Annotated in this window: 25 protein-coding genes; 15 read left to right on the forward strand and 10 right to left on the reverse strand. The window is 71.7% G+C overall.

The annotated features are described in order from the left end of the window. Nucleotides 1-56: 56 nt before the first annotated feature. The gene (gene phoU / locus Voc01_RS22880) at nt 57-707 is read right to left on the reverse strand and encodes a phosphate signaling complex protein PhoU (protein WP_203929562.1); all 651 of its coding nucleotides are present in this window, start codon (nt 705-707) and stop codon (nt 57-59) included. Nucleotides 708-863: 156 nt separating this feature from the next. On the opposite strand from phoU, the gene pstS reads away from it, so the two are divergent. The 5 genes from pstS to Voc01_RS22905 all read left to right on the forward strand — a co-directional run bounded on the left by pstS (nt 864) and on the right by Voc01_RS22905 (nt 5,200). Then, nucleotides 864-1,937 carry a phosphate ABC transporter substrate-binding protein PstS gene (gene pstS, locus Voc01_RS22885; RefSeq protein ID WP_203929563.1) on the forward strand — a complete coding sequence of 358 codons (1,074 nt, stop codon included), beginning with the start codon at nt 864-866 and terminating at the stop codon, nt 1,935-1,937. A gap of 76 nt (nt 1,938-2,013) precedes the next feature. Beyond that, entirely contained in the window at nt 2,014-3,000 is a 987-nt protein-coding gene (gene pstC, locus Voc01_RS22890; RefSeq protein WP_239160412.1) for a phosphate ABC transporter permease subunit PstC, read from the forward strand. Beyond that, nucleotides 2,997-3,875: a phosphate ABC transporter permease PstA gene (gene pstA, locus Voc01_RS22895; protein WP_203929565.1), complete on the forward strand. Its 879-nt coding sequence runs from the start codon at nt 2,997-2,999 to the stop codon at nt 3,873-3,875. The genes pstC and pstA overlap by 4 nt, the downstream gene beginning before the upstream one ends. Before the next feature lies 1 nt (nt 3,876). Beyond that, nucleotides 3,877-4,734: a phosphate ABC transporter ATP-binding protein PstB gene (gene pstB, locus Voc01_RS22900; protein ID WP_203929566.1), complete on the forward strand. Its 858-nt coding sequence runs from the start codon at nt 3,877-3,879 to the stop codon at nt 4,732-4,734. Between the two features lie 4 nt (nt 4,735-4,738). Continuing rightward, complete coding sequence (locus Voc01_RS22905) at nt 4,739-5,200, forward strand: winged helix-turn-helix domain-containing protein (protein ID WP_203929567.1); 462 nt, start codon at nt 4,739-4,741, stop codon at nt 5,198-5,200. A gap of 178 nt (nt 5,201-5,378) precedes the next feature. On the opposite strand, the gene Voc01_RS22910 is transcribed toward Voc01_RS22905, so the two are convergent. Together Voc01_RS22910 and Voc01_RS22915 are read right to left on the reverse strand one after the other, a co-directional pair. Next, nucleotides 5,379-5,891 carry a hypothetical protein gene (locus tag Voc01_RS22910; protein WP_203929568.1) on the reverse strand — a complete coding sequence of 171 codons (513 nt, stop codon included), beginning with the start codon at nt 5,889-5,891 and terminating at the stop codon, nt 5,379-5,381. A 9-nt stretch (nt 5,892-5,900) separates the two neighbouring features. Next, nucleotides 5,901-6,179 (reverse strand): hypothetical protein, encoded by a 279-nt coding sequence (locus Voc01_RS22915; protein WP_203929569.1) that lies wholly within the window; start codon nt 6,177-6,179, stop codon nt 5,901-5,903. A gap of 59 nt (nt 6,180-6,238) precedes the next feature. On the opposite strand from Voc01_RS22915, the gene Voc01_RS22920 reads away from it, so the two are divergent. Then, on the forward strand, nt 6,239-6,550 hold the full coding sequence (locus Voc01_RS22920) for a hypothetical protein (RefSeq protein WP_203929570.1): 312 nt from the start codon (nt 6,239-6,241) through the stop codon (nt 6,548-6,550). A 293-nt stretch (nt 6,551-6,843) separates the two neighbouring features. Here Voc01_RS22920 and Voc01_RS22925 read toward each other — a convergent pair whose 3' ends face one another. After that, on the reverse strand, nt 6,844-7,719 hold the full coding sequence (locus Voc01_RS22925; protein WP_239160413.1) for an LLM class flavin-dependent oxidoreductase: 876 nt from the start codon (nt 7,717-7,719) through the stop codon (nt 6,844-6,846). A 442-nt stretch (nt 7,720-8,161) separates the two neighbouring features. Between Voc01_RS22925 and Voc01_RS22930 the strand changes: the two genes are divergently transcribed. The 4 genes from Voc01_RS22930 to Voc01_RS22945 are packed head-to-tail and all read left to right on the forward strand — an operon-like array spanning nt 8,162 to nt 10,362. After that, nucleotides 8,162-8,533 carry a hypothetical protein gene (locus Voc01_RS22930; protein ID WP_203929571.1) on the forward strand — a complete coding sequence of 124 codons (372 nt, stop codon included), beginning with the start codon at nt 8,162-8,164 and terminating at the stop codon, nt 8,531-8,533. Between the two features lie 32 nt (nt 8,534-8,565). After that, complete coding sequence (locus tag Voc01_RS22935; RefSeq protein WP_203929572.1) at nt 8,566-8,994, forward strand: hypothetical protein; 429 nt, start codon at nt 8,566-8,568, stop codon at nt 8,992-8,994. Nucleotides 8,995-9,019: 25 nt separating this feature from the next. Continuing rightward, nucleotides 9,020-9,907, forward strand: coding sequence for a hypothetical protein (locus tag Voc01_RS22940; protein WP_203929573.1), 888 nt, complete (start codon nt 9,020-9,022; stop codon nt 9,905-9,907). 26 nt (nt 9,908-9,933) lie between these two features. Continuing rightward, nucleotides 9,934-10,362, forward strand: coding sequence for a roadblock/LC7 domain-containing protein (locus tag Voc01_RS22945; protein ID WP_203929574.1), 429 nt, complete (start codon nt 9,934-9,936; stop codon nt 10,360-10,362). On the opposite strand, the gene Voc01_RS22950 is transcribed toward Voc01_RS22945, so the two are convergent. Together Voc01_RS22950 and ppk2 are read right to left on the reverse strand one after the other, a co-directional pair. Continuing rightward, nucleotides 10,347-10,655, reverse strand: a complete 309-nt coding sequence (locus Voc01_RS22950) for a DUF3817 domain-containing protein (protein ID WP_239160414.1) — start codon at nt 10,653-10,655, stop codon at nt 10,347-10,349. The genes Voc01_RS22945 and Voc01_RS22950 overlap by 16 nt on opposite strands. A 4-nt stretch (nt 10,656-10,659) precedes the next feature. Then, complete coding sequence (ppk2, locus tag Voc01_RS22955; RefSeq protein ID WP_203929575.1) at nt 10,660-11,463, reverse strand: polyphosphate kinase 2; 804 nt, start codon at nt 11,461-11,463, stop codon at nt 10,660-10,662. Nucleotides 11,464-11,560: 97 nt separating this feature from the next. On the opposite strand from ppk2, the gene Voc01_RS22960 reads away from it, so the two are divergent. From Voc01_RS22960 to Voc01_RS22970, 3 genes are all read left to right on the forward strand, one after another. Then, a complete protein-coding gene (locus tag Voc01_RS22960) occupies nt 11,561-12,610 on the forward strand; it encodes a hypothetical protein (RefSeq protein WP_203929576.1) in 1,050 nt (349 codons plus the stop codon). A gap of 109 nt (nt 12,611-12,719) precedes the next feature. After that, nucleotides 12,720-13,691: a hypothetical protein gene (locus Voc01_RS22965; RefSeq protein ID WP_203929577.1), complete on the forward strand. Its 972-nt coding sequence runs from the start codon at nt 12,720-12,722 to the stop codon at nt 13,689-13,691. Nucleotides 13,692-13,769: 78 nt separating this feature from the next. Beyond that, nucleotides 13,770-15,707 carry a cellulase family glycosylhydrolase gene (locus Voc01_RS22970; protein WP_203929578.1) on the forward strand — a complete coding sequence of 646 codons (1,938 nt, stop codon included), beginning with the start codon at nt 13,770-13,772 and terminating at the stop codon, nt 15,705-15,707. Between the two features lie 675 nt (nt 15,708-16,382). Here the strand turns inward: Voc01_RS22970 and Voc01_RS22975 are convergent. After that, on the reverse strand, nt 16,383-18,701 hold the full coding sequence (locus Voc01_RS22975) for a glycoside hydrolase family 6 protein (protein WP_203929579.1): 2,319 nt from the start codon (nt 18,699-18,701) through the stop codon (nt 16,383-16,385). 322 nt (nt 18,702-19,023) lie between these two features. Between Voc01_RS22975 and Voc01_RS22980 the strand changes: the two genes are divergently transcribed. After that, complete coding sequence (locus tag Voc01_RS22980) at nt 19,024-20,673, forward strand: serine/threonine protein kinase (protein ID WP_203929580.1); 1,650 nt, start codon at nt 19,024-19,026, stop codon at nt 20,671-20,673. Here the strand turns inward: Voc01_RS22980 and Voc01_RS22985 are convergent. Genes Voc01_RS22985 through Voc01_RS22995 form a run of 3 tightly spaced genes read right to left on the reverse strand, consistent with a single transcriptional unit; the run spans nt 20,660 to nt 24,928 of the window. Continuing rightward, entirely contained in the window at nt 20,660-21,469 is an 810-nt protein-coding gene (locus tag Voc01_RS22985; protein WP_239160415.1) for an isocitrate lyase/phosphoenolpyruvate mutase family protein, read from the reverse strand. The two genes, Voc01_RS22980 and Voc01_RS22985, sit on opposite strands and share 14 nt — an antisense overlap. Before the next feature lie 41 nt (nt 21,470-21,510). Continuing rightward, the gene (locus Voc01_RS22990; RefSeq protein WP_203929581.1) at nt 21,511-22,824 is read right to left on the reverse strand and encodes a DNA-3-methyladenine glycosylase 2 family protein; all 1,314 of its coding nucleotides are present in this window, start codon (nt 22,822-22,824) and stop codon (nt 21,511-21,513) included. Nucleotides 22,825-22,873: 49 nt separating this feature from the next. Continuing rightward, nucleotides 22,874-24,928: an Hsp70 family protein gene (locus tag Voc01_RS22995; protein WP_203929582.1), complete on the reverse strand. Its 2,055-nt coding sequence runs from the start codon at nt 24,926-24,928 to the stop codon at nt 22,874-22,876. A gap of 54 nt (nt 24,929-24,982) precedes the next feature. Between Voc01_RS22995 and Voc01_RS23000 the strand changes: the two genes are divergently transcribed. Then, nucleotides 24,983-25,269 (forward strand): YchJ family protein (locus Voc01_RS23000; protein WP_275423743.1); only part of this gene is annotated, 287 nt, incomplete at its 3' end.

Genomic DNA, 25,269 nt, shown 5'->3' on the forward strand with positions numbered 1-25,269 from the left:
GTCGACAACGGCGCGGGCGCGAGCGGCGCGGCCGGTCAGCCCTTCCGAAACAAGGGCTAGTCCTGGTTGGCCGGCGAGACGCCGGTGATCAGGTAGACGACCTGCTGGGCGGCGTTGACCGCGTGGTCGGCGTACCGCTCGTAGAAGCGGGCCAGCAGCGCGGCGTCGACGGCGGCCCTGACGTCGTGCGGCCACTGCCCGAACAGCACCTCGAACATCTGGCGGTGCAGGTCGTCCATCTCGTCGTCGTCGGCGTCGAGCTGGGCGGCGAGGGTGGCGTCGCCGGTCTCGAGGACACCGGTGACCTTCCAGGCCAGGCGCTCGGCGACGTCGGCCATCTGCCGCGCCACCTGGGCCACCTCCGGAGGGACCGCGGTCACCGGGTGGCGCATGAGCATGATCTTCGCGACGTGTTCGGCCAGCGCGCCCATCCGCTCGAAGTCGGCGGCCACGTGCAGGCTGGCGAGCGCCAGACGCAGGTCGGACGCCACCGGCTGCTGACGCACGAGCAGCGTGACGACCGTCTCCTCGACCTCCTCGCGCCGCTGGCGCACCGTGGCCGCGGTGTTGATGCATTTGGACGCGGGATCGATGTCGCCGTCGAGAAGGCTCTCGGTCGCCCACCGCATGGCGGAGGTCACGTCGGACCCCATCACCACGAGCGCGCCTCGTAGCGAATCAAGCTGTTCCCGGAAGGTCGCACGCATTTGCACATCCTCTACCACCAATGCCCACCTGCTGCTCGGCCGTCGGGCACCGAGATGGCATGTTCATTTTCCGTTCACGTCCGACCGGGTTCTCGGCCACCTGGCGCTGTCAGCGTCTCTGATCAGACAACGTTTGAACAGAGAGGCAACCCTGAGGTGAAAGGCACCCTAGTTCGTAGGCGCGTTCTCGCCGGTGTCGCGGTCGCGGCACTCGCCCTCACCGGCTGCAGCGGCGACGGCGACGACGCCGGCAACGGTGGAACCGAGGGGAGCGAGTACTCGAACCTCTCCGGTTCCCTGAAGGCCACGGGAGCCAGCTTCCCGGCCGCGTACTACCAGGAGGTGATCACGGCGTTCAAGGAGGAGGCTCCGAAGCTGGAGATCACCTACAACGCCACCGGCTCGGGTACCGGCAAGAAGGACTTCGGGGCGAACCTGAACGACTTCGCCGGCACCGACAGCCTGGTCAAGGACACCGACGGCCCGACGCCCGGCTCGTTCCTCTACGTGCCGACCGTGGCCGCGCCGATCACCGTGTCGTACAACCTGAGCGGGGTCGACAAGCTGCAGCTGAGCGCGTCGACGCTGGCCAAGATCTTCTCGCGCACCGTCAAGTCGTGGGACGCCGCCGAGATCAAGGCCGACAACCCCGGCGTGAACCTGCCGGCCAAGAACATCACCGTGGTGCACCGGTCGGACGGCTCGGGCACGACCAACAACTTCACCAAGTACCTCAACGCCGCGGCGAAGGAGGACTGGGCGCTCGGCAGCGGTGACACCGTGAAGTGGGCCGCCGACACGCAGGGCGGCGAGAAGAACACCGGTGTGGCCAACCTGATCAAGCAGGGCGACGGGGCCATCGGCTACGTCGACCTGAGCGACGCCGAGGCCAGCGGCCTCAAGTTCGCGGCGATCAAGAACAAGGACGGCAAGTACGTCGCGGCCTCCGTCAAGGGCGCCACCGCCGCCCTCGCCGGCGCCACCGTCAAGGACGACGTGTCGTACGACCCGCTGAACGCCGCCGGTGCCGACACCTACCCGATCACCGCTCCGACCTTCCTGCTCGTGCGCGCCAAGTACGACGACGCGGCGAAGAAGGAGAACGTGCTCGGGTTCGTGAAGTACCTGCTCAGCGACGACGGCCAGGCCCTCGCCGAGGAGGTCGGCTTCGCGCCGCTCCCGGCGGACCTGAAGGCCAAGGCGCTGGCCCAGCTCGACAAGGTCGGCTGACCCGCACGCGAAGCGGTACGGGGTGGGGTCCTCGGGATCCCGCCCCGCACCGGCGTAGATGGACCGGGAGGGTTCATTGACCAGTACCGCTACCAAGCCCCGCCCGGAACGGGTCACTGACCGGACGGCGTTCAACTACCGGGGCGGAGCGGCGCGGGCCGACCGCGCCTTCAGGGCCCTGTGCGTCGGCGCGGGCCTGCTCGTGCTCGCGATCCTCGCCCTGATCCTGCTCAGCACCGCCCGGGAGGCCTGGCCGGCGTTCCGCGAGGAGGGGCTGGGCTTCGTCACGAGCAGCGACTGGGTGCCCAACGAGGGGCAGTTCGGCGCGCTCGCGCTGGTCTTCGGCACCTTCGTGGTGTCGGTCATCGCGCTGATCATCGCGGTGCCGGTGTCGATCGCGATCGCGCTGTTCCTCACCGAGCTCGCCCCGCCGCGCGTGCGGGCCGTCACCATCACCGTGATCGACCTGCTGGCCGCGACCCCGTCGGTGGTGTTCGGCCTGTGGGGCATCATCGTGGTCGCGCCGAAGCTGGTGCCGGTGTACGAGTGGATCCACGAGACGCTGGGGTTCATCCCGATCTTCGGCGTCCCGGTGAGCAACGGCTACAACTACATGACGGCCGGCCTCATCGTCGCCATCATGATCATTCCGATCATCACGTCGATCACGCGTGAGGTGTTCAGCACCGTCCCGCTGCTCGACAAGCAGGCCGCGCTCGCGCTGGGCGCCACCCGCTGGGAGATGATCAAGGGTGCGGTGTTCCCGCACAGCTTCGGCGGCATGGTCGGTGCGTCGATGCTCGGCCTCGGCCGAGCGATGGGCGAGACGATCGCGATCGCGCTGGTCATCGGCGCCGCTATCCAGATCACCCCGAACATCTACGCCTCCGGTGAGGCGATGCCGTCGATCATCGTGCGGCAGTGGGGCGAGTCGAGCGGCGTCCACACGTCGGCCCTCGTCGGCCTCGGCGTGGTGCTGTTCGCGATCACCGTGCTGGTCAACTACCTCGCGCGGTTCGTCGTGCGTCGCGCCGAGCTGAAGATGAGGGGTGCGGCTTCATGACGACGATGAACCTGAGCAAGTCGGCGCTGCCGCTGCGGCGGCGGCTCACCGACCGGCTCGCGACCGTGCTGATCGTCGGCGCGGTGCTGCTCGCGTGCGTGCCGCTCGGCCTGGTGACCTACCAGGTGGTCAAGGCCGGTGCCGGCATCATGAGCTGGGAGTTCCTCACCGAGGACACCCCGGCGTCGGCGCGGCGTACCGGTGGCGGCATGGGGCCGGCGATCGTCGGCACGCTGCTCATCACCGGGATGGCGGCGCTGATGGCGATCCCGCTGGGCGTGCTCGGCGCGATCTACCTCAACGAGTACGGCAAGACCAGCCCGCTCGCGAAGTTCATCCGCACGATGGCCGACGTCATGACCGGTGTGCCGTCGATCGTGATGGGCCTGTTCATCTACGTGGTCTGGGTGCTGACGTTCGAGGAGCGCACCGGTTTCGCCGCCGCGCTGGCGCTGGCCTGCCTCATGCTCCCGGTGGTCATCCGGAGCACCGAGGAGATCCTGCGCCTGGTGCCCGACGAGCTGCGGGCCGGCAGCCTCGCGCTGGGTGCCCGCCGGTGGCGCACCACGGTCACGGTGGTGCTGCCCGCGGCGATCTCGGGCATCACCAGCGGCGCGTTGCTCGCGATCGCGCGCGCCGCCGGTGAGACCGCTCCGCTGATCGTGACCGCGGGCGTGGTCTACACCGTGAACACCAACCTGTTCGAGGGCGAGAACACGGCGTTGCCGGCCCAGATCTTCAGCAACGCCACGCAGCCGTTCGCGGCGGCGCAGGAACGCGCCTGGGGCGCGGCGCTGACCCTCGTGGTCATCGTGCTCCTGTTCACGATCATCGCCCGGGCGATCTCGGCCCGCTTCGCCATCAAGGAGCACTGACATGAGCAACACGACCCACCGTCCGGGTGTCCAGATCGCGCACGACGTCGACCTCGCGAAGACGTCCGCGCCGGCCGAAACCGGGCCGCCGCTGATCGACCTGAACGACGTCAGCGTGTTCTACGGAAGCTTCGAGGCCGTGCGCAACACCACGATGCCGGTGGCGCACAACAAGATCACGGCGATGATCGGTCCGTCAGGCTGCGGCAAGAGCACGATCCTGCGCTGCCTCAACCGGATGAACGACCTGGTGCCGGGCGCGCGGGTCACCGGGAAGATCACGTACCAGGGGCAGGACCTGTACGCGTCCGACGTCGACGCGATCCAGGTGCGGCGGCGCATCGGCATGGTGTTCCAGAAGCCGAACCCGTTCCCGAAGTCCATCTTCGACAACGTGGCCTACGGCATCCGCATCAACAAGATCAAGGGCAACTTGAACGACATGGTCGAGCAGGCCCTGCGCGGCGCCGCCCTGTGGGACGAGGTCAAGGACAAGCTCAAGATGAGCGGCCTGGCCCTGTCGGGCGGGCAGCAGCAGCGGCTGTGCATCGCGCGCACGATCGCGGTGAAGCCCGACGTGATCCTCATGGACGAGCCGTGCTCGGCCCTCGACCCGATCGCCACGGCGAAGATCGAGGACCTCATGCACGAACTCGCCGAGCAGTACACGATCGTCATCGTCACGCACAACATGCAGCAGGCGGCCCGGGTCAGCGACTACACCTCGTTCTTCACCGCGGAGGTCGACGACAAGGGCGTGCGGCACGGGCGGCTGGTGGAGTTCGACGCCACGAACACCCTCTTCACGAGCCCGAGCGACAAGCGGACGGAGGACTACATCACGGGCCGCTTCGGCTGAGCGGATGCCGGATCGACTGCTGCTTCTCGTGGTCGGCCCGCCCGCCCAGGCGGCCGGGCTGACCGAACACCTCACCGATCCGACGCTCGACGTGCGCGTGTGCGTCGACGTCGCCGAGGCGGTGCGGGTCCTCCAACTGGTGAAGCCCGAGCCGCGGGTGGTCCGCGCCGGCGGCCTGCGGCTCGACCCGACCGCGCAGGAGGCGGAACTGCACGGCCGCCGCATCGCGTTGCCGCCGCGCGAGACCCGGCTGCTGCACCTGCTGATGAGCAACGCCAACCACGTCGTGACCCGCGAGCAGATCCGGGAGACGGTGTGGGGGGCCGACGAGCACAACTCGTCGAACACCATCACGGTGCACATCCAGCGGTTGCGGGCGCGGCTCGGCGAGGATCCCGACATCATCCAGACCGTGCGGCGGCTCGGCTACCGCCTCGTGCCACCGCCGCGAAGAACGAGGAACTGACATGTCCCGGCGGGCACGCCGGCGCTACCATGCCCGGCGTGCCGACGCACGACGATCTTGTGACCGACGCCTCTTCCCTGGTTCACGCCGACCCCGACGCCGTCCTCCCGTTGCTCGCGGCGGCGACGACCGCGCCCGGTCGGCTCGCGGCGGCGGTGTACCGGACCTCGTTCCAGCGTCACCGCCGGGTCGACCCGGCCCGTCGCCGGCAGGCGCTCGCCCTCGACGCGGCCCGTTTCGGCGCCACCGACCTCGCCCGCCGCCTCGACGCGGTCGAGATCGCATCGGAGGTCGCCGGCCGCGGCGCCGGCACCACCTGGAACACCGGCGCCGCGCCGCCCGGCCGGCTGATCAGACGGTTCACCGGTCGCACCGAGAAGCTCAACGCGCTCGCGACGGCCGTCGTCGAGGGCCGGCCGATCGTCGTCGGCGCCAGCTTCCTCGAGGGGACGACCCGCGTATGGGACCTGGCGACCGGCGCGGAGACGCGGCCACCGCTGCCCGGCAAGCCGACCTCGATCACCACGACCACGCTGCACGGGCGTCCCGTCGCCGTCACGGGCGAGCTCGACGGCTCGCTGCGCCGGTGGGATCTCGGCACCGGTGAGCCGATCGGCGACGCCGTCCGGGCGCACCCCATGACCGTCGCGGCCGTCACCACGACCGTCGTCGACGGGCAGGTGTTGCTCATCAGCTGCGGCTACCCGCCCGACGGCGTGCGGGTGTGGAACCTCGCCGACGGCACGCCGGTCGGCCCGCCGCTGAACGGGCACGAGGGACAGGTGAGCGGCGTCGCCGTCACCGTGGTGGAGGGGCGTCCGGTGCTGCTCACGGCGAGCCCCGTCGACCACACGGTGCGGGTGTGGGACCTCATCGGCGCCCGGCAGCTCGGCGAGCCGTTGGCGAGCGTCGGCGGCGCCGTGGCCGCGGCGGTGGTCGACGGTCGTCCGGTGGCCGTCACCGGCGGCCGCGACGACACCGTGCGGGTGTGGGACCTGATCGACCGGCGTCCCGTCGGCCCGCCCCCTGGTCGGGCACGTGCCGGGCAGCGTCGACGTCGCGGTCGTGGAGGGACGGCCGGTCGCGGTGACGGCAGGCTATGCCGACCGGCTGATCCGGATCTGGGACCTCGCGGCCGGCGCCGAGATCGAGGCGCTGCCCGGCCACGTCGGCCATCCGCGGTCGGTCGCGTTCGCGCACCTCGCCGGCGGGCCGGTCGCGGTGAGCACCGACGGCGACGGCGTCATGCTGCTGTGGGACGCCGATCCGGCGGGCGTCGCCGGTGCGCCGCCGGCCGGCCGGAACCGCCGCGGCGCTGGGGCGTCGACTGGGCGACCGGATCGGGCCTGACCGGCGCCGCGATGTCGATGCCCGGCCACGGCTGCCACGTGCTGGCGGCCGGATCGCTCGACGGCCGGCCGGTGGCCGTCACGGCGGGCCGCGACCGCTCCGTGCGCGTCTGGCACGTGCGCGACGGATCGCCGGCGCTGCCACCGTTTCACGGCCATACCGCCGAGGTCCAGGCGCTCGCCGCCATGGTGCTCGACGGCCGCCCGACCGTGGTGTCGGGTGGCGACGACCGCACCGTGCGGGCCGTTAGCTGGGCCGCCGTTGGCCGGGCCGCCGTCGGCCGGGCGCGGGCGTCAGCCGGCGGGGACCAGCGGGCGCACCTCGTGTGCCACGAAGCGCACGAAGCCCTCGGGATCCGGGTCGTCGGGGGTCGGCTGGAGCACCACGGTGTCGGCCCCCGCGTCGGCCAGGTTGCGGACGGCGGCGGCCACCGCGTGCGCGTCGCCCACGACGGATCTGTCCACAATGGACTCGTAGCCCCAGGTGGTGCGCTCCCGCTCCATCCGCTCGGCGGCGCCGGGTCCGGTGGCGGCGTGCAGATACACCACCACCGGCACGGGCGGGCGGCCGGCGGCCGTGCTTCCCTCGTCCAGCAGCTTTCGGTGCCCGAGGAGCGCGGACGGTGAGTTCCCGGCGGTGATGATCGCGCTGTCGGCGACCTCGCCGACGGCGCGCATCGACTTCGGGCCGATCGCCCCCGCGAGGATCTCCGGCGCGGCCGCCGGCGGCCAGTCGAGGGTGACGTCGCGCAGCTTGATGTAGCGGCCCTCGGTGGTGACGGTCTCGCCGGACAGGAGCGCCTTCAGGGCCGTGACGTACTCGCGGAGCAGCGTGACCGGAGACTCGACGCGCGCGCCGACCTGGCCCATCCAGTCCTGCACGCCGTGGCCCACGCCGATGCGCACCCGGCCGGGGAACATCCGTTCGAGCGTGGCGACCTCCATCGCGGTGAGTGCCACGTTCCGCAGCGGCACCGGCATGAGCCCCACCCCCACGCGCATCCGCGTGCTCCAGGCGAGCGCGGCGGCCGCGGCGGCGATGCCGCTCTCGCGGAAGCAGTCCTCCCACAGCCACAGCTCCTCGAGGCCGCTCGCGTCGGCGGCGCGGACGATCGGCTGGAGCCGCTCGGGCGGCAGGTACGGCAGGAAGACGGCGCCCAGGGTGGTCACGCCGGCCAGCCTAACGGTTGCCGGACGGGTGCAGTTCTCCCGTGATCACGATGCCCGGGTGGCGGGTGTGGCGGGACGGACGCGCGGGATCTCCAGCGCGCGCGTCGATTGTGTCGCGCGTCGATGCAAGACATTGATGTATATCGAATTACATTCGGGCCTGCGTGTGGCCTGACCTGGGCATCTGTTCCGTAGGTGCGCATCTAACACAACGTGACCTTGCTGCCGCATCCGTCGGACGGCTAGAGTCCGCCTCCCTCGGTCATGCACAGATTGGCTGGTCAGGCATTATTTCGCCGGTCAGATGCGGATCAACCCCGCGCATGAAACCCTGCAAAAGGAACCTCGGCGTGGCCTGTGCCCTGTTTCCGCTGCTGGCCGGCGCGGAGACTCCACCAACGGGCAGGCGTGCGCCATCAGATCTCGAACTGGGAGGCGTTCGATGGCGAACCTGGAACTCAGTCTCAAGGAATGCATGTCCATCGACGGTGCGGTCGGCGTCGCGCTCGTCGACTACACCAGCGGCATGACCCTCGGCACGGCCGGTGGCTCGGCCGAGCTGGACCTGTCGGTGGCGGCGGCCGGCAACACCGACGTGGTGCGCGCCAAGATGCGCACGCTCGAGCTGCTCAAGCTCGACGACGGCATCGAGGACATCCTCATCACCCTCGACACCCAGTACCACCTGATCCGCCCGCTGTCGTCGCGGTCGGGCAAGGGCCTCTTCCTGTACCTGGCCCTCCTGCGTACGCGCTCGAACCTGGCCATGGCCCGGCACCAGCTGCGGCGCATTGAAGCCACACTTGAGGTCTGACGACCAGCTGGCAGGGCGCACGGAGGTGCCTCGTGGCTGATCGAAGCCTGTCCCAGATCATCGGCGACGCCGTCCGCGACTTCCGGCAGCAGGTGCCCGAGTGCATCGCTGCCGGAATGGTCGACATGTCGACCGGCATGCTCCTCGCGGTCGAGTCCGCCGAGGCACAGCCCAACGACATCATGGACCTCATGGCGGCGTCCACGTTCGACCTGTTCCAGGGCCGCAACGTGACGATGATCGAGGAGCTGTGGAACGAGCGGCGGGGCATCACCCCGGCCAGGCACTACTTCCAGGAAATCCTCATCAACAGCGACAACCTGGTGCACCTGTTCATGCGTTGCGATGCCAACCAGGACATGGTCGCCGCTGTCGTCTGCCGGAACCAGGTGAACGTCGGCATGCTGTTCGCCCAGGCCCGGATGGTGATGAAGTACCTCAACAGCAGCCTCAGCGATTGACGGGGGCGCCGACAGGGGCCGCGCGATGTCCGAACCGCTAGCGCAGGCGCTCCGCATCTCCGGGGCGTCGATGATCATGCTTACCTCGATCGAGAGCCGCACGACCGTATGGTCGGCCGGTCGGGCCCGCGTCGGCGCCGACGTCGCGGCGCTCGGCGCGGCGATCACCGAGGCCGCGGCCGAGATGGTCCGCCTCACCGCGGGCGGCGCGGGCGGCTCGGCGGGCTCGCTCGGCTCCGCCGGCTCCCTCGGCGACGGGGAGATGGACGACCTGCTCGTCACCAGCCCGGCGAACTTCCACGTCCTCCGGGTGGTCGACGGGCAGGTGGCCCACCTCGTGCTCGACCGTGGCGCCGCCAACCTGGCCATGGCCCGGCGCGAGTTCCGGCAGCTGGTCGAGGAGCGGCCCGCGCCGGCGGAACCGGCCGTGGACGCCGGCGCCGCCGAGGTCGTGGACGTCGCAGCGGTGGACGCCGACGCCGTGGACGCCGACACCGTGGACGCCTCGGTCGGCGAGGTCGAGGTCGTGGACGCCGCGACCGTCGAGGTCGAGGTGCCGGCCGACGTCGACGCGGCGACCGTCGTCGGGCGGGCCGTCGTTGCGGTCGAGGGCGAGGTCGTCTACGAGCCGCCGGTGATCCCCGAACAGCGCGACCGCGAGCCGTACCCGGTGAGCGAGGCGCTCGAAGGGGAGGTGCTCCCCCCGTCACCGATCGACCTGGTACCGACCGAGAGCGACCTGCCGCGACTACCGCAACGCCGCGCGGACGCCGGCTGGCAGGACGACCCGACCGCCTACCAGGCCACCGTTCCCACGCTGCCGGAGTGGCTGCGGGCCGCCGCGCAGGGCCCGTTCACGAACGACTCACAGACCCTCGACCGGGTCGTCGGCGGGCTCCGGCGCCTCCCATGACCACGACCTCAGAAGAAGTTACGGGTATGACTGCGAACGGAGCGGCCTCGGTGCACGATGCCGGAGTGGAAACCGTCGACCTCGTGCTCGCCGAACTGGCGCGCCTGCGGGAACTGGTGAGCGGTGTCCAGGGGTGCGTCATCGCCGGCGTCGACGGCCTGCTGGTGCTGCACGACCTGGGCAACGGCCCGGAGCCGCACGACCTGGCCGCGCTGGCCGCCGCCACGTTCGGCGTCGGCCGGCAGTGCGGGCTGGCGCTGCGCCACGGCCCGTTCCGCGAGTCGACGCTGCGCAGCCACCACGGCTACTTCACCGTGTACGCGATCGGCGACACTGCACTGCTCGCGGTGCTGGGCGACGAGCGTCTCAACGTGGCCCGCCTGCACCTCGAGGCCCGCATCGTCACCGCGAAGCTGGCCCAGCTGACCAACATCCGGGTCTACGAACCGGAGTAGACCAGCGTGCGCTTCCCCGCCACCCAGCGCTCGAACAGCACGCTGGTGAACGGCGGGATCGCGGCCGCCGCGCCGACCGCGACGCGGCCGAGCCGCCACCGCTCGTGCGCGGCGACCCAGAGCAGCGACACCAGATAGGCGACGAACAACGCGCCGTGCACGGGTCCGAAGATCTTCACGCCGAGCTCGTTCTCCACCACGACGTACTTGAAGAACATGCCGATCAGCAGGCCGAGCCAGGAACAGGCCTCGGCGACTGCGGTCACCCGGAACACAGACGCGGACAGATGCACCCGATCATGGTAGGCCGGCGGCGTGGTCGGGCACGTAGGTGGTGTGCTCCCGCGGCGGGCGCTGGTAGCCCGTCGACGGCGGCCGCTCCGGCAGTGGCAGCTCGGGATGCTCGACCACGGTGTACGGCACCGTCGAGAGCAGGTGGGCGATCATGTTGATGCGGGCCCGCCGCTTGTCGTCGCTGTCGACATCGAACCACGGTGACTCCGGCCGGTCGGTGCCGGCCATCATCGCGTCCTTGGCCCGGGAGTAGTCCTCCCACCGCGTGATCGACTCGAGGTCCATCGGCGACAGCTTCCACCGTCTCATCGGATCCCCCAGCCGGGACCGGAAGCGCTTCTCCTGCTCGGTGTCGCTGACCGAGAACCAGTACTTGCGCAGCATCACGCCGTCTTCGATGAGCATCTGCTCGAAGATCGGGCACTGGCGCAGGAAGCGCTGGTACTCGTCGTCGGTGCAGAAGCCCATCACGCGCTCGACACCGGCGCGGTTGTACCAGCTCCGGTCGAACAACACGATCTCGCCGGCGGCCGGCAGATGCTGCGCGTACCGCTGGAAGTACCACTGGGTGCGCTCGCGCTCGGTGGGCGCCGGCAGGGCCACGATCCGCGCGACGCGGGGGTTCAGATACTCGGCGACGCGCTTGATCGCGCTTCCCTTGCCGGCGGCGTCACGGCCCTCGAAGATCACCACGAGGCGGCTCCCGGTGGAGCGGACCCACTCCTGCATGGTGACCAGCTCGGCCTGCAACCGCAGCAGCTCGGCCTCGTAGAGCTCCTTCGGCAGCCGCTTCTTCTTCTTGGCCATCGGCACTCCCTGCTGTCGTGCGGATGCGCCCACCCTATGACGCCGGCCGTCGCCGCGCCGGGTCTCGGAGGTTCGACCGGGCGGCTAGCGTGCAGGAATGCACCCGCACCAATATCCGCCGTCCGCCGGCTGGCCGCCCGACCCGAGCTGGCCCGCCGAGCCGCCACCCACCCCGGGCGCGCGGCCGGCGTCGATGGTGCCGCTCGCAATCGGGGCGGCCGCCGCCGGGACCGCCGCGCTGGCCTTCCTCGCCGAGGCGGTCATGGCGCTGCTGGTGTTCGCGAACGGCGCCGGAGACAACGACGACAGCGCGATCATCCCGGTGGCCGTGCTGGTGGAGACGAGCGTGGTCACGGCGCTGCTGCTGGCCTACTCGATCGGGCTCATCGTGGCCCGGCGCGACGCCGGCCGGTCGGGGATCGTGTGGATCGCGGCGGCCGCGCTGCCGTGGACGGTGCTCGTCCCGCTCGGCGTCGCCGTGGTCGCCGACGACAACCGGGAGGTGCTGTCGGACCGGCTGATCACCGTCACCACCGCGGTGACCCTCGGCAGCGCGCTCCTCGCCCTGCTCGGGCTCGTGACCGCGATGATCTTCCTCGGCATCCCGCCGGGGCGCCGGTGGCTCGCCGGGCGGGTGCTCGCCCGCACCGAGCCGCTGTGGCCGCCCGCGCCCCTGCTCGCCGCGCGGAAACGGTTCACGCTCGCCGCGGTCCTCGGAATGGGTGGCGGGGCCGCCCAACTGGTGCTCACCCCGCTGCTGACCTCGAACGACGACAGCCGCGACACGGCCCTCGCCGTCATGGCGGTGGTCCTGGTGGTCCTGGTGGCGGTGCCGGGCGTGCTGGCCTGGGTCGGGTCGCGGCTCGCCCTGGGCGGTCGGCGGGGCGGCGCCCACCTCGCCCGGGCCGTCGCGGTGTTCCTGCTGTACGGCATCCAGCCGTTCATGCTGCTCGGCGTGCTGAACGGCCTGGCGGTCGTGTTCGACAACGAGGACGCGACGCTGCCGCCGGCCGTGGGTTCGGCGCTGGCCATGCTGGCGACCGCGGTGGCGATGCTGGCGCTCGTGCAGTTCGTGGCCGGGCTGGCGGCGCTCGCCGACCCGCGCAGCGAGGTCTACCTGCGCTCGGGCGGCCGTCGCGCCACGTGAGAGACCGTCACCGCGCCACGTGAATGGCGGTCGCCGCGCCACGGGGCAGGCGGTCGCCGCGCTGCCTGACGGGCTTCCCGCGCGGGGCGCGGCGGATAGCGTGCGGCGTATGTATCCGAACGGGCAGAGGCCTCCCTCGGCGGTGCCGCTCGGCCTCGGGGTGATGGGCGCGGGGGTCGCGGCCGGCGCGTTCCTGGTCGGTGCGGTGATGACGATCATCGCCCACCGCGACGGCGGCGAGTTCTCCCGCGACGACACGATCGGCACGGTGCTGGTCGTGGAGACCGGGGTGGTGACCGGGCTGCTCCTCGTCTTCGCGCTCGGGCTCATCCTGCTGGGGCGCGACGCCGGCAGGTCGGGGACCGTGTGGATCGGCGTCGCCGCGCTCCCGTGGACGCTGATCCTGCCGGTGACCCTGGCGAGCCTGGCCGACTCGGAGTCGCACCCGGCCGGCTTCCGGACGCTCGCCACGGTGACGGCGCTCGTCTGTGGCGGCGCCACGCTGTTCGGGCTGACGGTCGCGATGGTGGCGCTGGGAATCCCACCCGGTCGGCGCTGGCTCGCCGAGCGGGTGCTCGCCCGCCCCGAGCCGGGGTGGCCGTCGGCGCCGATCGTCGCCGCAGGGCGGCGGTTCGTGCTCAGCGCCGTGTTCGGGGTCGGCGGGTGCGCGGCGCTGCTGGTGCTGACCCCGCTCGCGACCACCGGGTCCGACGGCAGCCTCGCGGCGATGATCACGTGGACGGTGGTGCTGGTGCTGTTCGTCGCGCTGCCGCAGGCCCTCGGGCTGTGGGGTGCCCGGCTGGCGCGGCGCGGGCGGCGCGGCGGAGCGAACCTCGCCCGGGCGGCCGGGGTGTTCGTGGTGTACGGGCTGGAGATCTTCATGGTGCTGGGCGTGTGGGACGCGATGGCCGGCGTCGCCGAGGACGCGGTCCTTCCCGGTCCGGTGACCCTCGTGCTGGCGGTGCTGCTCACCTGCGTGGTGGTGCTGGCCCTGGTGCAGTGGGTGGCCGGGCTGGCGGCCCTCGCCGATCCGCGCAGCGAGCGGTTCATGCGATCGGGCGGGCTCACGCCGGTCCAATAAAAAGATCTAAATCTGGCTATCGAGCGGGCGGATGCGCATACTCGTGGGAGCGCTCCCAAACCCCCACGAGGAGAGTTCATGCACTTATTGAGAAGAGGTGGGGCCGCCGTTCTGGCCGCCATCCTCGCGTTCGGGTTGGCGGCTGCCGTGCCGACGCGGCCCGCGCCCGCCGCCGCGGCCGTTCCCGCCACGGACTGGCTGCACACCAGCGGCAACAGGATCGTCGACGAGGCCGGGAACGAGGTCTGGCTCACCGGCGTGAACTGGTTCGGGTTCAACGCCTCCGAACGGGTCTTCCACGGCCTGTGGTCGGGGAACATCGAGACCATCACGCGCGGGATGGCCGAGCGCGGGCTGAACATCGTGCGCGTGCCGATCTCCACCCAGCTGCTGCTGGAATGGCGCGCCGGCCAGACCGTGGCCGCGCCGAACGTCAACACCTACGCCAACCCCGAGCTCGCCGGGAAGAACAACCTCCAGATCTTCGACTACTGGCTCGGGCTGTGCGAGAAGTACGGGTTGAAGGTCATGCTGGACGTGCACAGCGCCGACGCCGACAACTCCGGCCACGTGTATCCGGTGTGGTACAAGGGATCCATCACCGCCGAGCAGTTCTACGTGGCGTGGGAGTGGGTCACCACCCGCTACCGCACCAACGACACGATCGTCGCGATGGACATCAAGAACGAGCCGCACGGCGCCGCCAACGAGTCTCCGCGCGCGAAGTGGGACGGGTCGACCGACGCCGACAACTTCAAGTACGCCTGCGAGACGGCCGGTAAGCGGATCCTCGCGATCAACCCCAATGTGCTGATCCTGTGTGAGGGCAACGCGATCTACCCGCGCCCCGGCGTCTCGTGGACGTCGACCACGCAGACCGACTACTTCAACACCTGGTGGGGCGGCAACCTGCGTGGCGTGCGCGACCACCCGGTGAACCTCGGCGCCAACCAGGACCAGTTGGTCTACTCGCCGCACGACTACGGACCGCTGGTGTTCGAGCAGCCGTGGTTCCAGGGCACGTTCGACAAGACGTCGTTGACGAACGACGTGTGGCGGCCGAACTGGCTGTACATCCACGAGCAGAACATCGCGCCCCTTCTGGTCGGTGAGTGGGGCGGCCGGCTCGGCCAGGACGCGCGCCAGGACAAGTGGATGACCGCGCTGCGCGACCTCATGGCCGAGCACCGGATCCACCACACGTTCTGGGTGCTGAACCCGAACTCCGGCGACACCGGCGGTCTGCTGCTCGACGACTGGACCACGTGGGACACGGCCAAGCTCAACCTGCTCGGCCCGGCGCTGTGGAAGCACAACGGCAAGTTCGTCGGCCTCGACCACCAGATCCCGCTCGGCGGCGCCTCGTCGACGACGGGCATCAGCCTGGGCCAGCGCTACTCCGACGGCGGCAGCGGGGGCGACACGGTGGCTCCGTCGACGCCCGGACAGCCCACGGCCTCGAACGTGACGTCGTCGTCGGTCGCCCTGACGTGGGCCGCGTCGACCGACAACGTGGGCGTCACGTCGTACGACGTGCTCCGTTCCACGGGTAGTGGCACCGCCTCGGTGGTGGCGACCGTGTCGGGGACCTCGTTCGCCGCGGCCGGCCTTTCCCCGTCGACCACGTACACGTTCAGCGTGCGTGCCAGGGACGCGGCCGGAAACGTGTCGGCGGCGTCGACCGGTCGTACGGTGACGACGACGGCCGGCGGAGGCACGGGCGGCGCCTGCACGGCCACGTACCGGGTGACCACCTCGTGGCCGGGCGGCTTCCAGGGCGAGGTCGCGGTGCGCAACTCCAGCACGGCGGCGATCACCTCCTGGACGGTGACCTGGACGGCGCCCTCGGGCGCCACGCTGACCCAGGTGTGGAACGGCCAGCTGACGACCTCGGGTAGCGGTGTGACGGTGCGGAACGCGCCCCACAACGGGAACCTGGGGGCGGGCGCCTCGACGACGTTCGGCTTCACGGGCACGGGACCGTCGACCGTGCCGTCGGACATCGCCTGCGCCTGACGTGTCGTTCACCGGGCACGTACGAACATCAACTCGCCAGGATGATGTTCGTACGTGCCCGGTCGCTTGTCCACAGGCGCGAGGTTGTCCTTTCGCGGCGCGGGTTGCGCGCGGATGCTGTCGCGGTGTCCCGTGCCGTCGCCGTGCCCGATGCGCTCACCGGTGCGCCGTTCCGCGGCCTCGACGCGGCCGCTCTCCTGGGCGCCGACGCACTCCTCCGCGGCGCGCCCATAGAGGCGACGGTGCCCGATCCGATCCGGGTACGGGGACCTCGCGGCCTACGGATCGTCCGGTCTCCGCTCCCACCCGGCGACCACCGCCGGTCGCGCGGCCTGCTCCTGACCTCGCCGGTGCGCACCGCGTTCGACGTGGCGCGCCGGCCCGACTGGAGAAACGCCGTCGTGTGCATCGACGCGATGCTCGCGGCCCGGACGGGTTGGCCGCGGGTGTCGCAGGTCGGGCAGGTCCTGTTCCTGAGCGACGGTCGGCCCGAGTCACCCCAGGAATCGCGCCTGCGACTCATTCTCGTCGCGGGTGACCTGCCCTGGCCGGTGCCGCAGTTCGAGGTCCGCGACGGTGCCGGCGCGTTCGTCGCCCGCCTCGACTCACGTGGTGAGGGCCGGCCATCCGCGGTAGCGGATGACCGGCCCTCGTTGGTGGCGGGAGGGTGCGGACTTAGCTCAGCGGCGGGTACGCGTTCTGCATCAGCTGCTGGAACTGGGCGGAGAACCAGTGGCCCGACAGAGGTGCGTTGGGCAGTGCTCCGGTCGGGTTGTTGCCGTTGCGCGGGTTGCCCTCGTAGGTCGGGTCGCACATTCCGTCGGCGCCCTTGCCCTCGTCGTTCGGGATGTACTCGGAGGAGCCGTCGGACTCGCCCGGGGGCTTGATCCAGACGTAGGCGTCGATGCCCGTGGCGGGCGCGGAGCGCGGACGCTCACCGATGCCGGCACCGTTCTGGTTGCACCAGTTGCCCTTGTGGATGCGGCGGTCGATGCGGGACTGGTTCACGAACGTGTTCGGGTCGCTCGACGTGCTCGCGGCGGTGGGCCGGTTCGGGCCGCCCCAGCCGTTGCGCGACGTGTCGATCAGCATGCCGATGTTCGAGCTGAAGCCCTGCGTCACGAGCCGCGTCCGGAGCGCCTGGGCGTACGACAGTTCGTCGTTGTAACGGTTCCAGTCGATCCACGTGGTGTTCCGGAGCTGCTCGGTCACCGGGCCGATGAACGTCTCCTGCAGTGCGGAGGTGTTCGCGACGTTGGTGACGAACCCGTGCACGTTGTTCACGGTGCCGCCGTTCATGGTGGCCACCTGGTGCATGAGCTGGGCGGTGGGGCCGAAGTTGTCGTCCCAACCGAGCCAGCCGTGGTGGCCGGCGTCGATGTAGTTGTAGACGTTCGGGATCGCGCCCAGCTTGGTCAGCGCGTAGCTGACGCCGGTCTGGTAGTTGCCGTTGGCCAGCATCGTGTTGCAGTTCGCCGTCGCGGTCGGCCGGCTGCCGGTGTTGGTCACCAGGTTCGGCAGCGAGTCGATCTCGACGATCGGGATGATGCGCAGGTTCGAGTACGCCGGACGCGCCAGGATCCCGGCGATCACGTCGATGTACTCGGTCTTGTACCGGTCGATCTCGGTCGGGCCGAGCTCACCGTTCGACGCCAGCGCCGAGCAGTCGCGGCCGGGCAGGTTGTAGATGACGATCTGGATCGCCAGCGCCGAGGTGCCGTTGGCCGCGTCCTGGGTGACCGCCTCGTCAAGGTGGTTGACCAGGCCCATGTTGCCCGTGGTCGGGCTGCCGTTACCGGTGATCGCGCTGGTCCGGTCGAACCAGACCGCGGTCGGCTGGTTGGCGATCCGGCTGCCGCCGGTCTCCGCCCGCGCGTTGGCGCTCCAGATCGGGTTCACGTACATGCTCGCACCGGCGTAGGGGTTGTCGACCTTGCCGTTACCGGTGGAGCCCTGCCGCGTCACCGTGATCGCTGCCGGGTTGTAGCCCGACGCCGAAGCGGTGAACGTGGAGACCTCGGTGGTGGTGCCGGTCGTGGTGTTGAACTGCACGTTCACGCCGGTCGACCAGTTCGAGGAGTTCAGCGTCACCGCGGAGGAGGCCGCCGTGATGGCGGTGCTCCCGCTGCGGGCCAGGTTCACCGTGACCGGCGAGGAAGGCGCGGCGCTGAGCTTGATGTTCGAGGTGCCGCTACCGCCGGACGCCAGGGTCACCGACGTCGGGGTGGCGACCACGGACGGCTGCTGGGTGCCGCCGATCGAGAACGTCACGGCCGTGCTGGTGGTGCTCAGCACGGGCGAGCCGTTGTCGTACGCCGTCGCCGTGGCGGTGTGGTTGCCGGAGGCCAGTCCGGGGGCGCTGAAGGTGTACGGCGAGCTGGTGTCGGTGGCGACGAGCGCACCGTCGACGCGGAACTCGACCCGGGTCACGGAACCGTTGTCGCTGGCGGTGGCCGCGAGCGGAACCGAGGCGCCGGCGGCGAAGCTCTGGCCGGCGGTCGGGCTGGTGAGGCTGACGGACGGGGCGGTGTTGCTGCCCGTGCTGCCACAGGTCGTTCCGTTGACCGTGAACGCGGTCGGGTTGGCGTTGGTGCCGCTGAACGTGCCGTTGAACCCGATGCTGACGCTCGCGCCGTTGCCGAGGTTCCCGTTGTAGTTCTCGTTGACCACGGTGACGTTCGAGCCGGACTGGGTGAACCTGCCGCCCCAGCCGTTGCCGACCCGCTGGCTGCCAGGGAAGGCGAACCCGAGCGTCCAGCTGGTGACGGGGTCACCGGTGTTGGTGATCTTGATGTCCCCGCCGAAGCCGTTGCCGCCTTCCCACGACTTCGTGTAGGTCACCGAGCACCCGGGTGCCGCCAGCGCGGGTGCCGAGACGCCGACCAGTGCCGTCGTGCTGAGGACAGCCGCGCCGCCGACCGCGAGTACCCGGCGCCAGGCTGGAGGCTTCGCGCCTCTTCGGGGGTTGTGAGACAGCCACAAGGCTCTGCTCATGATTCGAAACTCCTCCGATTACATGGGGGTAAGAGGAATTGACGGTTGTTGACTTGTCGTGTTGCGACAAGTCATACGTGGCCAGCGTCGATGAACGAGTGCCATGTGGCGGTTTACATGTGCGTAATCGCTCAAAGAGTAGGCGGGTTTCTCTCCCTGAGAGTGTGGAAAGCATGCCATGGGAGCGCTTCCATGACAAGGAGAGACCGCGCCGACATTGTTCGTAGCCGATCTTCGCGGCTGGTATGTACCGCGCTCCGACCTGCGGCGTCACCGGTCTGCCGGTCCCCATCGACCGGTCCGGACCGGTACGATCGCGCCGGTGCAGCCGCCCTGGCCTTCCGACCCCGAGCGGGTCAGCGGCTACCGCGTGCTCGCGCGGCTCGGGTCCGGCGGGATGGGCCAGGTCTACCTCGGCCGCGCACGCGACGGCACGCTGGTCGCGGTCAAGGTCGTTCGGGACGACGTGGCGGCGGAGCTGTTCGACCGGTTCCCCCGCGAGGTGGCGGCCGCCCACCGGGCCAGTGGCCGGTACCTCGCCGAGCTGGTCGGTGCCGACCCGCACGGCAGTCCCGCGTGGCTCGCGACCCGGTACGTGCCCGGGGTGTCGCTGTCCGAGGCGGTCGGTCAGGCCGGTCCGCTGCCCGTCGGGTCCGCTCGTGCCCTGCTCGCGGGCCTGGCGGCGGCGCTCGGCTCGGTGCACCGCGCGCATGTGCTGCACCGCGACCTCAAGCCGGGCAACGTGCTGCTGGTCGCCGACGGTCCGCGGCTGATCGACTTCGGGATCTCCCGCCTGCTCGACCTGACCCCGATGACCGGCCCCGACCGCGTCTGGGGCAGTCCGGGCTACCTGTCGCCAGAGCAGGTCACCGACCCCGACAGCACCGGGCCGGCCAGCGACGTGTTCGCGCTGGGCGCGGTGATCACGTACGCGTTGACCGGCACCGGCCCGTACGGCGACGGCGACGGGTACGCGAAGGTCTACCGGCTGGTCAACGAGGAACCCGACCTGAGCCGGGTCGACCCGTCGATGCGTGACCTGCTGGCCCGCTGCCTCGCACGCGACCCGGCCGTGCGTCCCACGACCGCCGACCTGCTGGCCGAGTGCGGTCCGGCCGAGGACCTGTTCGGCCCGGGCTGGCTGCCACCCGCCGTGGCGCGGATGGTGGACGAGCGTGGCCGGCAGCTCGCCGACCTGATCACCGCCGCGCCGCCGGTGAGCCCGGCCCCGCAGGGGCAGCCGGTCGGCCCGGCCCCGCAGGGGCAGCCGGTCGGCCCGGCCGCGGAGACGGCGCCGGCGACCGCGGCACCCACGAGGTTCGCACCCCCATACGCGCCAGCGCCGGCCCACATGCCAGCGCCGGCCCACATGCCAGCGCAGGCACAGACGCCGACGCCGGTACAGGCGCCTGCGCCCATGCCTCCTCCGGTGCCCGCGCCGTCGGGTGGCCGCCGCGCCTGGCCGGTCGTCCTCGCGCTTCTCGTCGTCCTGGCGGCGCTCGGCGGCGCGGCGTTCGTCGTGGTCCCGGAGCTACGGGACCGGCCCGGAGGCGACGACGCCGCACCCGCTCCGACGCCGTCCGCCAGCGCGAGCGCCTCCCGGCCCGCCGACAGCCGGCCCTGCCTCCCGTCGGGCCGCGGCGACCTCCCGTACTACTGCGAGCTCAACACGCGCGTCGACGGGGCCGAGGTCGAGCGGGTTCCGCTCTACGCCACCACCGACGGGCGGGGCGAGCCGGTCGACCACCTCACCACGCTCGGCCAGCGGCAGTACTTCGTCTGCCAGGTGCAGGGCGACCGGTTCACCCGGGGCGCGTTGGCCAACCACTGGTGGGCGCTCACCCAGGGAGACACCGGCAACCGGTGGGGCTGGGTGCCGGAGATCTACCTCCTCGGCGGCGACAACGACGACCCGGACGGCGGGCTGCCGGAGTGCACCGGGGCCGACCGCGAGCGGGTCACCCCGTCCTGAAGAGGGCGTTGAACTCGCCGTAGGGCAGCGCGTCGGCGCAGCTGTCGTACGTGCCCTTGGTGAGCAGTTCGGTGGTGGCCCGCGCCGCCACCGCGTACGCCGCCTGCGCGATCGCCGATCCGAGACTGATCCGCACCGCGCCCGCGGCGGTGAATCCGGCGACCGTCGGTGCGCCCGGGAACGCCATCACGGCCACCGGCAGCGGTCCGTCGGACAGCGCGGCAATCGCATCGAGGTCGGTGAGTCCCGGAACGAAGATGCTGTCGACGCCGGCGTCCGCGTAGGCGCGCGCACGCTCCATTGTGGACCCGAGCCGGGTCTCCGGTGCGCCGACGCCGAGCAGGTACACGTCCGTCCGCGCGTTGACCCACACCCGCACGCCGAGCCGGTCGGCGGCGGCCCGCGCCGACGCCAGCCGCCGCGCCTGTTCCGCCGGCTCCAGCAGGCCGGTGCCCACGCGGTCCTCGATATTGACGCCCACCGCTCCGGCCTCGACGACCGCGACCACGGTGTCCACAATGGACCCGTACCCCGCCTCGATGTCGGCCGACACGGGAACGTCGACCGCGGCGGTGATCCGCCGGACGACGCCGGCGGCACGGCCGGCGCCGAGGTCGGCGCCGTCGGGAATGCCGAGCGACCAGGCGACGCCGGCGCTGGTGGTGGCCACGGCCGGCGCGCCGGCCCGTACGACGGCGACGGCCGACGCCGCGTCCCAGGCGTTCGGGAGCAGCAACGGCTCGCCGCGTCGGTGCATGCCGGCGAACGCGCCGGCCGGGTTCTGCTGTTCGGTCACGGCACGACGCTACAAACGGCCGCGGCGCGGTTCCGGCCACATCAGGACACGCTCGCCAGGAGATGCGTCGCGGCGAGCGCCCGCCACGGCCGCCAGCCTTCGGCGGCGGCCGCGCCGTCGAGGGGGAAGGCGTCGCGTTCGCCCACCCTCATCGCGACGTGCTGCGCCGTCGTGGCGTCGATTCCGGTGACCCGCGTGAGCGCGGCGACCAGCGCATCGAGCGGAACGGATCCGTCGAGCCGGATCCCTTCGGTGGCAACGGCTCTGGCGAAGGCGCCGACCGGGGTGGCGACCTTGGCGGGCAGCCCCGCGGCGCGCAGGTCGGCGTCGGCCACCGCCCGCGCCGACGGGAACGCGTGCGACAGCCCGTACGGCAGGCCGGGAACCGCCGACCCGAGCGCCGCCAGCAGGCCCATCAACCGTCGTGGATCGTCGTGGTGCCGGCCGACGACGACGCGCACCGCAGTCTCGAACGGTCCCCACGCGCCGGGCACGCGCAGCCCCGGCCGGGCCGTGACCAGCGGGCCGAGCACCGGGTCGGCGCTGAAGCGGGCGACCGCCGGCGCGATGTCGAAGTCGAGCCCGAGCATGCGCCGGACCCGCTCCACGAGGTGGATCAGGCCCTCCCAGTACGCGAGGTGGGCGTGCATCACGAGGTGGTCGCCGGCGCCGCGCAGTTCGAGCATTCCCGGCGCGCCGTCGAGCGTGATCGTGCGGCGGTAGGTGGCGTCGTCGACCGCCTCGACACCCGGGACCGCCTCCCGGGCCAGCAGGGCGAGCGCGGCGTCCCATTCGTGGTCGGGCGGCACGGGCAGCCGCATCGCGAGCCCGCCGTCGGTGGCGATGCGGTCGGCCCGGCGCCGCCTGCGTCGCAGGTCCTGCGGCGGGAACCGGAAGATCTCGCGCATCGTGCGGTTGAACTGGCGCAGGCTGCCGAACCCCGACGCGAACGCGATGTCGGCGACCGTGAGGTCGGTGTCGTCGAGCATGCGGCGGGCGAAGTGCGCGCGGCGTGACCGGGCGAGCTGGTCGGGCGTCATGCCTAGGTGCTCGTGGAACAGCCGGCGCAGGTGCCGGCCCGACAGGCCCAGCCGGTGGCCGAGGTCGGCCTCGGAGCCGGTGTCGAGCACGCCGTCGAGGATCAGCCGGACCGCGCGGCAGACGAGCTCAGGCGCGTCCCATGGCACCGCTCCCGCGACCCGGTACGGCCGGCACCGCAGGCACGCCCGGAACCCCGCGACCTCGGCCGCGGCGGGGTGCTCGAACGTGCGGACGTTCTCGGCGCGCGGTGGCCCGGCGACGCAGCCGTCGCGGCAGTAGATGCCGGTCGTCACGACCGCGGAAAATGTCGTCACGACAACAGGTCTATCCCATGCGGCGCCCGGACACCGGCCACATCCGGACCTACAGCGTGAGGCCGCCGGCGCGCGGGAACGAGTACCACTGCACCGCGAACGTCGTGCCCTCGTCGGGTGCGGGGAACACGCCGTAGCTCTCCAGGGTGTTGCCGGGTGCGAGGCTGAAGGAGCGGCCGCGCGGCTCCTCGGCGCTGCACCGGGTCTTCACCGGGTACACGTTGTTCCGGCCGACCACCAGGTACGACGAGCGCAGCTCGACCTCGGGCAGGCGGCACGACAACGACCACGAGGTGCGGGATCCGTTGCGGTACAGGAAGTTCAGCCGCACCCGGTCGCCGTCGACCGTCATGTTCACCAGCGTGACGGTGCGCCCGTTCTCGGCGTAGATCTGGCGGTCGACGTCCACGACCTTGTCACGGAACAGCGCCCAGACCCCGGCCGCCCCGAGCACGACGACCAGCACCACGGCGACGCCGGCGGCGATGACCAGGTTCCGGCGCCGCGTGGTCCGGCCGCCGGTGCCGGGTGGGGTGGGTGGCTGGAAGTGGCCGGTGGCGGGCTGGAACTGGTTCGTGGGCGGCGGTGTCTGGTGGGTCGGTGGCTGGTACTGCTGGGGAATGGGCGGCTGGTACTGCCCGGTGGGCTGGTGCGTGCCTGGTTGGTGCGTGCCTGGTTGGTGCGTGCCTGGTTGGTGCTGGCCTGGTGAGGGCTGGCCTGGTGAGGGCTGGCCTGGTGAGGGCTGGCCTGGTGAGGGCTGGCCGGTGGGCTGGTGCTGGCCTGGGTGGGGCTGGCCGGTGGGTGGCTGGTACGGCGACACCGGTGCCGCCGACACGGGGTTCGGCGGGGCGTGTTCGGCCGCCGGGAAGCCCGACACCGGCGTGGCCGGCCCCTGGTAGGGCGACGCCGGCGACGCGGCCCCGGCCGCGACGGGTCCGCCCGCGGCTGGCCCGGCGTGGGCTGGCCCGGCGTGGGCTGGCCCGGCGTGGGCTGGCCCGGCGTGGGCTGGCCCGGCGTGCGCGCCGGCGGCCCGCAGGCCGCCCTCGGCGACGACCAGTTCGGGCTGCTCGGTGGCCGTCGGCGTACGGCCGAACGCCTGCGACAACAGCGTGCTGACCAGCGGAATGCGGCTCCCGCCGCCAACCAGGAAGATGCCGGCGACGTCGGCCGGCCGCACCTGGGCGCTGTTGACCGCGGCCCGGGTGGCGTTGACCGTCGCGTCGAGGATCGGGCGGGCGAGCAGCTCGAACTGCTCGCGGCCCAGTGGCACGTCGACGCCGACCAGGGGCACGTGCACCTGGGTACGGGTGGCCCGCGACAGCAGCTCCTTGGCGTTGCGCACGTCCTCCCACAGCAGGCGGTTGGCGCGGCGCTCCTCGGTGGTGGTCGGGCTGAGCAGGCGCGCGAAGGCCCCGCCGTCGTTCCCGGCGAGGTGGGCGCCCAGGTAGCTGGTGACGGCGGCGTCGATGTCGAGGCCGCCGGCCTGGTTGAGCCCCTCGGCGGCGATCACGTCGAAGCCGCCCGGGGTGCGGCGCACCACCGACGCGTCGAAGGTGCCGGCACCGAGGTCGTAGACCACCACGCACGCGCCCAGGGGTACCGCGTCGCCGGAGACCGCGAGGAACGAGTCGGCCGCCGCGACCGGCTCGGGCACCAGCGCGGTCGGCGGGAGGCCGGCCCGGTTGGCGGCGTCGACGAGTACCCGGCGTCGCGTCTGCGCCCAGGCCGCGGGGTGCGTCAGCGTCACCGCGTCGATCGGACCGCCGGCGACCCGGCGCGCCTCACCGGCGACCCGCGACAGCACGGCCGTGATCAGGTCGACCACGGGCACCTCGGCGTCGCCGAGGAGCACCGCGTGCTCGTCGACGCGCCGCTTCGGGTTCGGCTCGAACCGGTCGGGCGAGGTCCGGGCGGAGTGGACCGCGTCGCGGCCGACCAGCAGCCCGCCGGCCGGGTCGAGGAACACCGACGACGGCAGTGTCGGCGACCCGTCGAACAGCAACGGGCGCACCCGACCGTCGGGCAGGCCCAGCGCGGCCACGGTGTTGGACGTCCCGAAGTCCACGCTCAGCCGAACGCGGGGCCGAATCTGGGGCCGTGTCACGCGCACAATCTACTCACCACCTGCTCATCAGGTGGGCGACCTACACTCCTCGACGTGGCGACCGACGACTCCGACCCACGATCGGGTGCTCCAGCGGATCTCCGCTGCCCCTGCGGCGGCGGGCCCTACGCGGCGTGCTGCGGCCCGGCGCACGGGGGAGCGCCGGCGGCGACCGCGGAGGCGCTGATGCGGTCGCGGTACAGCGCGTTCGCCCTCGGCGACGCCGACTACCTGCTCCGCACCTGGCACCCGACCACCCGCCCGCGGAGCCCCGACCCCGCGAGCCCCGACCCCGCGAGCCCCGACCCCGCGAGCCCCGACCCCGCGAGCCCCGACCCCGC

The sequence above is a fragment of the Virgisporangium ochraceum genome, assembly GCF_016863655.1.
Lineage (GTDB): Bacteria > Actinomycetota > Actinomycetes > Mycobacteriales > Micromonosporaceae > Virgisporangium > Virgisporangium ochraceum.